The sequence below is a fragment of the Bacillus sp. P4_D3 genome (assembly GCF_056401855.1).
Map to the genome: position 1 here is coordinate 1 of NZ_JBFUIN010000110.1, position 8,942 is coordinate 8,942.

The following is an 8,942-nucleotide window of genomic DNA, read 5'->3' on the forward strand; positions in this document are numbered from 1 at the left end:
CTGGAATAAAACGAGCTTGCCTGCAGAAGATGTGCAGCGATGTGTTTTTTCGTACAATCCTTTTTCTTGTAAAATAGATTCACCTTTTGCTTTCGCTTCTTTTTCAGTTGCTGCCTCGAATGATTCATCTAATGCTTTTGAACCATCTTTTTCAAAGACTGTTAGAACGTATACTCCCATGAAAATCCCCTCCAATAATTAAAATCAGAATCTTATAACTATTTTGTCATAAATCAATAGAATATGCAAAGAAATATATGACATTGCGTGGTAAAATAAAGTGAAACTTTAATTAGTGGGAAGTCTTTTCACTCCGCTAATTATTAGTTTTTAGCTATTTTAATATTGATAAAATGAAACTTTTGAACTATAGAAAGGATCGTTATTTGTGAAACAAGTGAAGTTTATACATGCGGCTGATTTGCATTTGGATAGTCCGTTTAAAGGGATGGAAATGAATGTACCACAGTCTGTTTGGGAAAGAATGAAGCAAAGTACGTTTGAATCGTTCGAGCGTATTGTTGATAAAGCGATTCAAGAGCGCGTTGATTTCGTATTACTAGCTGGGGATTTGTATGATGCGGAGACGAGAAGTTTGAGAGCGCAAGTGTTTGTGCGCGAGCAAATGAAGAGACTTTCGCAGTACGATATTCCCGTTTTTATTATTCACGGTAACCACGATCATTTAGGGGGAAGCTGGGCAGCAATTGAGTTTCCGGAAAATGTTCATGTGTTTACGGAGCCTTATGTAGAAGAGAAGTCGTTTTATAAAAATGGTGAGCTGTTAGCTTCTATTTACGGTTTTAGTTATTTGCAGCAAGCGGTAACGGATAATATGACAGCACAGTATATGAAAATGAGTGATGCGCCTTTTCATATTGGAATGCTTCACGGGAGTGTGGAAGGGGATGCAGAGCATAATCGCTATGCACCGTTTCAAATTCGTGAGCTGAAAGAAAAGCGGTTTGATTATTGGGCTCTCGGCCATATACATAAACGTGAAATTTTATCAGAAGAGCCATGCATTATTTATCCAGGTAATATACAAGGACGTCATCGTAAGGAGACCGGCGAGAAAGGTGCATATCTTATTGAACTCACGAAACAAGGATCGCATTGTTCATTTTTCCATACGGCGGATGTTATATGGGATGAGATAGAAGTGAGTATCGATGGACTTGAAACTGTTGATGATCTTATGACGAGCGCGTCAACTGCGATGAATGAATGCCGAAGAGAAGAGGAAGGGACGCTTTTAACTGTCGTATTTACAGGGCAGGGACCACTTTCTCCATATTTACGTGAAGACAAGCGTGTAGAAGAGATTTTTCATATTTTAGCAGCGGGAGAAGAGCGGAAAGACTTTGTATATGCGATGAAGTGGAAAAATGAGACGGTTTCTTTTGCGGAAATCGAGCGTTTGAAAGAAGAAAATCATTTCGTCGGTAGTGTGCTAAAAGAGTTAGAAGCTTTTACAAATATGGACGGAGTGTTGCGCACGATTTGGACATCTCCTGTAGCGCGTAATAGTATTGAATCTTTTACAGAAGAAGAGAAGAGAGAGATTCAAAAGGAAGCGGAAAATATTATTTTAGAGCAATTATTCCAGCAAGAGAGGGATAAAAAATGAGAATTGAAAAACTCCATATTTATGGCTATGGGAAACTAGAAAATGTGGAAATGGATCTTTCATTGCTGACGGTGCTATACGGTGAAAATGAAGCGGGTAAATCGACAATTCGCTCGTTTATGAAAAGTATTTTGTTCGGTTTTCCGACGAGAGGACAGCGCCGTTATGAGCCGAAAGAAGGCGGGAAGTACGGCGGAGCGATGACTGTTCAAACAGAGAAGTACGGCCGTTTGAAAATTGAACGATTGCCAAAGACGGCAGCAGGCGAGGTGACCGTTTATTTTGAAGACGGGAAAACTGGCGGCGAAGATATTTTAAACGATATATTAAGCGGTGTGAATGAAAGCTTATTTGATTCTGTTTTTTCATTTGATATGCATGGTCTTCAAAATATTCATCAGCTTGGCGAAGCGGATATCGGTAATTATTTATTTTCGGCCAGCGCAGTCGGAAGTGATGCGTTATTGCAGTTAGATAAAAAGTTAGAAAAAGAAATGAATCAGCGTTTTAAGCCGAGTGGTCGTAATCCTGAAATTAACGTGTCACTGCAAGAGATGAAGAAAATTGAGGAAAAGATGAAAGAGTGGCAAGGGAAGATTGGCACGTATGAAAAACAGGTCGAGCAGTTAAAAGAAAGTGAAGAGAAACTTGCTTCTGTTCGTGCGGAGAAAGAGAGTGCGGAAAAACGAAAGCAAGACTATGAAATATTAGCAGCGCTTGAGCCTCTCGTTATTGAAAAGAGTGCGCACGAGAAAGTGTTAGAAAACGAAAACGGGCAGTTTCCTGTAAACGGGATGGCGCGCTATGAGGCGGTAAAGGCAAAGATGGAACCGCTGCAAGTACAAGTAGATTCACTTCAAAAAAAGATAGAAACAGTGCAATCAGAAATTGATTCCACAGAAATAGATGAAGCATTTTTACAAAAAGAAAGTTATGTAGAAGAACTACGCATGCAGCATATGTCTTATGAAAATGCACGTCAAGAAATGCGTGATATGACGGGAAGTATTGCGAATATAAAAGAAGAAATCGCAGAACTACAGCAACAAATTGGCGCTACTTTTGAACAAGAGACTGTTCTTTCATTTGATATAAGTTTAGCGACGAAAGAATTAATTATGCAAACTGTGCAAAAGGCGAGAGAGTTAGAAACACAAAAAGCACAACTAGATGAACGTTTTAAAACGGCTCAAGAGCAATTAGAAGAGCAAGAAGAAAACATAAGACAAATAAGTCAGCAAATGTTAGCTGATGAAGAAAGAAATACGTTAGTTGAGAAAGAAAAATCATTTCAGGATGCGGCATTTTTAGGAATGGGCGCAGAGAGAATGAAGCGCAAGTATGAGGAAAAAGCAGGGGCGGCTATGCAAAAGAAAAAACAGTGGCAAAGAATTTGTCTTCTGTTACTTCTTATTAACACGCTTGTTTTATTCACGAGTCTATTTATAGATAACCGCGTGCTGTTATTTATTAGTGTGATTGTTTTTGTAGGGATTGTCCTTGCTCTCGTTTTATATAAAGATCCATCAGGTGGATTACAAGAAGAGCTTCTTACTCTTCAGCAAAGTGCTGGCGGGCGTCAAAGTGAAGAAGCGATGTCAGTTCGCTATCAGTTAGAAAAGGATGAAGAGATTCGAAAGTTATTTGAGCGAGAGTCTTATAAATTACAGCAAATGGAACGTGCTTATGATAAAGTCGTTTCATCGTATGAAGAATGGGAGAGGGAAACTTTCCGTATGAGAGAACAAGTAGATGCGTATAAAACGCGCTATATGTTCCCTGAATTTTATACGTATGCGCACATATTGCCGGCGTTTGAGCGTATTGAAAAAATGCAGCAATTATATCGTGATTTAGAGAAGCAAAGTGCGCGGAAATCTTCATTGTATGAAATGATTTCGCACTTTGAGCATAAACTAGAAACTGTTATCGGTAGTAAAGAGTATAGTAATTTGCATGAGGCGAAAAGTCGTATGCAAAATGAGAAAGAAAAGCGCCAAACTTGTAAGCAGCTGAAAGAGAAGCTGGCGGAATGGCAAGAAGAATATGAGTTCATGCAAGAGCAATTAAAACAACTGCTAGTAGAGCGAGATGGGTTATGGCATATTGCAGAATCTACAGATGAAGAGATGTTTTTAGAAGCAGGTAAACTGGCAGAGAAACGTGAAGATACGGATAAGCAAGTGGGGCGTTTATTACCTCAAATTGATCTGTTAGAACAGCGCTTAACGAGTTTGTCATTAGCTGAGCATTATGAGGCTGACGGTTATGATGAAAAATTAAAGCAAGAAATTACAGCCGCGCAAAACTGTCTTGCACAAGAGAAAGAACTGACAGAGCGTATTGCGAAGTATCGAATAGAAATTGCGAATTTAGAAGAAGGCAGTACGTATGGTGATTTACTACATGAGTGGGAAATGAAAAAATCACAAGTGCGTGAACAAGTGAAGAAGTGGGCTGCATATGCGGCCGCAAAGACGGTGTTAACGAAAACGAAGCAATATTATCATGAAGTGCATCTTCCGCGCATTTTACAAAAATCTGAAGAGTATTTCGTGTATTTAACGGGCGGACGATATAGTAAAATATTCTCACCGTCAGAGGCGGAACCGTTCATTGTCGAACGTAACGATGGTATGCGTTTTTACAGCCATGAACTAAGCCAAGCGACAGCGGAGCAGTTATATTTATCATTGCGATTTGCGCTAGCGAAAACGTTTGAGCATGATTATCCATTTATTATTGATGATAGTTTCGTGCATTTTGATGTGGTAAGGACGAATCGAACGATTGAACTAATAAAGGAAATTGCGAAAGATAGACAAGTTATCTTCTTTACATGTCATGCGCATTTACTCACGTATTTTACAGAAAATGAGATTATAAAATTAACACGTAAGCGTAAAGAAAACGAGTTGTAGTGTGCTATACTAAAAGTAATTGATTTGGTGGAGGAATTCGAATGAAAAAGAAAATTGTAGAATATGAAGTTGGAGAACAAGTCGATGTTTTCTTGTTAATTAAAACAGCGACAAAAGGTCTTGCAAGTAATGGGAAGCCGTTTTTAACAGTGATTTTACAAGACCCAAGTGGAGATATTGAAGCGAAGCTATGGGATGTATCACCAGAAGTTGAGAAACAATATGTAGCGGAAACGATCGTTAAAGTAGCTGGCGATATTCTAAACTACAAAGGACGTATTCAATTACGTGTGAAACAAATTCGAGTTGCGAATGAGAATGAAGTAACGGACATCTCGGACTTTGTAGAAAAAGCTCCAATAAAAAAAGAAGATATGGTTGAGAAAATTACGCAATACATATTTGAAATGAGAAACCCGAACATTCAGCGTCTAACAAGACATTTGTTAAATAAGCATCAAAATGAATTTTTAGAATATCCAGCAGCGACGAAAAATCATCACGAGTTCGTATCTGGACTAGCTTATCACGTAGTATCGATGTTAGATTTAGCGAAAGCTATTTCTACACTGTACCCATCGTTAGATAAAGATTTACTTTATGCGGGCGTTATTTTACACGATCTTGGTAAAGTATTTGAGCTATCTGGCCCGATTTCTACGACGTATACGTTAGAAGGAAATTTACTTGGCCACATCTCTATCATGGTGAACGAAATTGGTAAAGCAGCAGAGGAACTACAAATCGATGCAGAAGAAGTATTAATTCTTCAGCACATCGTCCTTTCTCACCACGGAAAAGCAGAATGGGGTAGCCCAAAACCACCATTAGTAAAAGAAGCAGAAATTCTGCACTACATCGATAACTTAGATGCAAAAATGAACATGATGGACCGCGCATTAGGACGTACAAAACCAGGCGAATACACAGAACGTGTCTTTGCTCTTGATAATCGTTCGTTCTATAAGCCGACGTTTCATAATTAAGATTGTAAATAGAATGGCCTCATTAAGTGTTAAAAGCTTAGTGAGGCTGTTTTTTTACTAAAAATCAAATAAAATAGCATATGGAAGCCGTGTTGATGTAGCATGTTTTAATGAAAATAAATAAATTATATTTGTTGGAGTTAAAGCGCCGGATAATGATTGCCACAACGATAAAAAGTGGAAAGATTATCTAACTTATGGTGATAAATTTTATTTTTTCAGGGATGGGTCATACATGCCATCATTATATGGAACAACGTATATTTAAGCGAAGATGTAGAAATGTTAAGAAGTACGCATGGGTTTAACGAAGAACTATTACAACAGATCTCACCACTAGGATAGGAGCGTATCAAATTTTTAGGTGAGTACCGATTTAAGATGAAAGAAACTACAAAGTTAGAATCTCTTCGGCCTTTACAACAGGTCTAAAAATAAGAGCCGAATTTTTCTTAGAGTAGAAAATTCGGCTCATTTTATGTTGAAATTTGTTTAGCGTATATTTTCGTTAAAATGTGGGTGGGACTCATGCCTAACAACCTAAGAAATTGGTTATTCCCCAAAACGAGAATTTCGCGTGTTTTTAGTCTAAGAACGTTAGTTATTTGATCTTAAAAGAACAGCTTTTTCTAAATAAGGGGTAGCGTCACATCACCATCAACTTAACAAATAAAAATACCCCAAAACAAAAAAAGAATTCACTATGTAAAAATACGCATAGTGAATTCGTATTTATTAACTGCTCAAAAAGAACAGTCGTAAATATCATAGGTATAAGAAGATGATCATCTTTGATATTCTAGGGATTGTGTATAAAACGACTGTGAAGCATAGACAATCTGCCTATTAAAACGTAATTTGGTTTTATTTCACAATTTTATAATGATTTTAAGATAGGGAAGTTGACATTTTTCTCGGATAATTGGCATTATTAACCCCTTATATCAAAGTTAAAATTATTTATATAACAAAGAAGGAACCTATCATACTTCCTAATAGGTTCCTTCTTTAAATGCAAAAACTTCAAATGTATCGGGTTATGCTTCGAATCGTTTTCGTTTCCATAAAGATATTATAAAGTTGAATTTCTTGTTATATTTTAGCTTGATGCTGATGAGATAACATCATCCAATTTTTTTTATGATTCAATTTAGGATGAATATTTACTGTCGTTTGATAGGCGGTGCATAATAGTTAAAAGCTAAATCCAGCAAGGCACTTGCTTCTTGACGCAGTAACAAATCCTTCGGACGGAAGATAAGGGATCCATCAGCGTTGATGGAAGTATCAGGGTCTAGAATTCCTTGGGAGGCAAGTGCCTGAATCGATTGGACTGCCCAGTCATCTGCGGCATCAAGTAATTTAACTTTAATAGCTTTATCAGGTTGAATCGTTTTCAAGTCTTGAATTTGCTTAACGTTTTGAATCATGGTTGCTGCGACCTGTCGGGTAATCGGAGTAGCACGGTTATACTCTGGAATTCCATTCATAATTTTTCCCCTTGCCTCCTTGGAGTCGTCTGGAAAACCGTTCCATCCATGAGCAAGTAACAACGTATCCGCAAACTCTCCTTGTGTCATGGTGTCCATCGGATTGAATAGATTACCTGTTTTAGCACCCATAATATTTAGGGCATGAAGATTATCAATGTGACTTCTATAGTTACTCTTTTGTGGAACGTCATCAAAAGGTGGTTTGTTGTTAATTCTCTGGGCATCTGCTATAAAATCAAGGCTTTTAGGAGAGTTGTAGTGAAAATATGCGATTTCTCCAGCCGAATTCTTTTTGAAAGCAACTTTGTTGCCTTCCGAATCTTCAAATAACAACGGATGAATCATTTTGAGAACTTGTTTTCCAGTTGTACCACCCTCCATAACCAAATTCCCATTTTCATAAGTAAAATGAGTGCGAATTGCAGCGAAACGCGTCTGTTGGAATAAGCCTAAGTATTTATTAGCTTCTTTTTCCTCTAATGGGAGATAACTTGTTTTTACTTCATTCTTCTTAGCAGGGAAATAGTGATCCATGAGAGTTTCATATATGTCTATACTCATCATTGAATCATTATTGTAAGACATGAAAAATGCTGTTTTTTGTTCTGGCACTAAAATCAGCATTGATTGATGTCCAGGCATACTTCCCCCTTTCATTACAACGTGTTGACCGTTAGCAAATTCATTGAAAGGCGTTTCAAATCCAATTGTCGCAACAGGAATTGTCTTATCATCAAAAACTTGATAGGCATGCATCATATCCATGCTTTTTTTACTTACAATTTCTTTGCCTTTAAACTTTCCTTTCTGTAGCTGCATAATCATGTATTTTGACATGTCTTCTCCGGTAGATATAATACCTCCCTGTGGTGCATCCATTAGACCGTTTCCACTTGTTGGAATTGGATCGCCAGTGGGCCCATAATGTGTAGCCATTCTCTTGAGAAGATTAGGCGTAAAGCTCAAACTTGTAGATTTCATACCTAATGGTTTAAAAATATTCTTTTCCATATATTTTGAGAAAGGAGTACTAGTAACATTCTCTACTGCAAACCCTGCGAGCGCAAATGCAACGTTGTCATACGTATAAGCTTCACCAGGCGGCCGTACCACCGTTGGCATATGTTTAGAGAAAAATTCCTTCATCGGTATACTGTGATTAATATATTCAGGCCCGGTTATCGTGGTGATATCAGGTAAATCTACCCCGCTGGTATAAGTGAGCATATCAAACAGGGTAAGAGGTTTTCCTGTTTTATTAGGTATTTGTAATCCACCAAGATATTTTTGTACGTCTTGATCAAGTTTAAGCTTTCCTTTATCGACTTGCTGCATCACAGCCAAAGCAGTAAAAGTTTTCGAGACTGAAGCGATTTGAAAGACCGTGTCCTTAGTGACGGGGATTTTCTTTTCTTTATCGGCATATCCATACCCTTTATTGACAACGACCTTTCCATCATGAACGACGACAAAACTAGAACCGTTCACATTATACTTCTTCATTTTTTCTTCAAATAACGAATCAGCAAAAGATTCTATTTCTTTTATATTATTAGGTCCTTTCGTCATTTGGATATTAGTCGTGGATGCCGCTGGTTTTGATTTTCCTGCTTCTAATGATTGTTGGGAACATGCAGAAATCATGGTTGAAGAAGAAAGAAGAATTGTAACGATCCCCAGTTTGTTAATTGCTTGTTTCATTTTTGTACGCTCCTTTATTTAATTGAAATTTTTTGTTAGCACAACGAGTTAGCGGCTCGTTAGCGTATGAACAGAGTGTAGCAAGCGGCGAGTCATAGTCGATAGTGAACTTTTGTCATATTTATAAAGAACAACAAAAATTGAGTGGGATACGGCTATATTAATAGCTATGTCATAGAAATCATGACATTTTGACACTACCGTATGTGAC

The 8,942-nt window shown here is 37.7% G+C and carries 5 protein-coding genes and 1 pseudogene; 4 read left to right on the forward strand and 2 right to left on the reverse strand.

All coding sequences use genetic code 11. The features are described from left to right. Nucleotides 1-180: YhzD family protein (locus AC1DTM_RS13535; RefSeq protein WP_477000341.1), on the reverse strand; the 180-nt coding region annotated here is incomplete at its 3' end. A 208-nt stretch (nucleotides 181-388) separates the two neighbouring features. On the opposite strand from AC1DTM_RS13535, the gene AC1DTM_RS13540 reads away from it, so the two are divergent. The 4 genes and pseudogenes from AC1DTM_RS13540 to AC1DTM_RS13555 all read left to right on the forward strand — a co-directional run. Then, complete coding sequence (locus AC1DTM_RS13540; protein ID WP_016103948.1) at nucleotides 389-1,630, forward strand: metallophosphoesterase family protein; 1,242 nt, start codon at nucleotides 389-391, stop codon at nucleotides 1,628-1,630. Next, nucleotides 1,627-4,551: an ATP-binding protein gene (locus AC1DTM_RS13545; protein WP_477000342.1), complete on the forward strand. Its 2,925-nt coding sequence runs from the start codon at nucleotides 1,627-1,629 to the stop codon at nucleotides 4,549-4,551. Before AC1DTM_RS13540 ends, AC1DTM_RS13545 begins: the two co-directional genes overlap by 4 nt. A 41-nt stretch (nucleotides 4,552-4,592) precedes the next feature. Further along, complete coding sequence (yhaM, locus tag AC1DTM_RS13550) at nucleotides 4,593-5,537, forward strand: 3'-5' exoribonuclease YhaM (RefSeq protein ID WP_002201504.1); 945 nt, start codon at nucleotides 4,593-4,595, stop codon at nucleotides 5,535-5,537. 228 nt (nucleotides 5,538-5,765) lie between these two features. Next, nucleotides 5,766-5,969 (forward strand): annotated as a pseudogene (locus AC1DTM_RS13555) (Tn3 family transposase); the annotation flags it as partial. Between the two features lie 731 nt (nucleotides 5,970-6,700). Here the strand turns inward: AC1DTM_RS13555 and AC1DTM_RS13560 are convergent. Next, the gene (locus AC1DTM_RS13560; protein WP_016103950.1) at nucleotides 6,701-8,731 is read right to left on the reverse strand and encodes a serine hydrolase domain-containing protein; all 2,031 of its coding nucleotides are present in this window, start codon (nucleotides 8,729-8,731) and stop codon (nucleotides 6,701-6,703) included. Nucleotides 8,732-8,942 lie beyond the last annotated feature (211 nt).

What these genes read in the sequence shown, in the direction of transcription:
- yhaM (WP_002201504.1), top strand. Translation starts at nt 4,593, where the DNA reads ATGAAAAAGAAAATTGTAGAATATGAAGTTGGAGAACAAGTCGATGTT.
- AC1DTM_RS13560 (WP_016103950.1), bottom strand. Translation starts at nt 8,731, where the DNA reads ATGAAACAAGCAATTAACAAACTGGGGATCGTTACAATTCTTCTTTCT.
- AC1DTM_RS13545 (WP_477000342.1), top strand. Translation starts at nt 1,627, where the DNA reads ATGAGAATTGAAAAACTCCATATTTATGGCTATGGGAAACTAGAAAAT.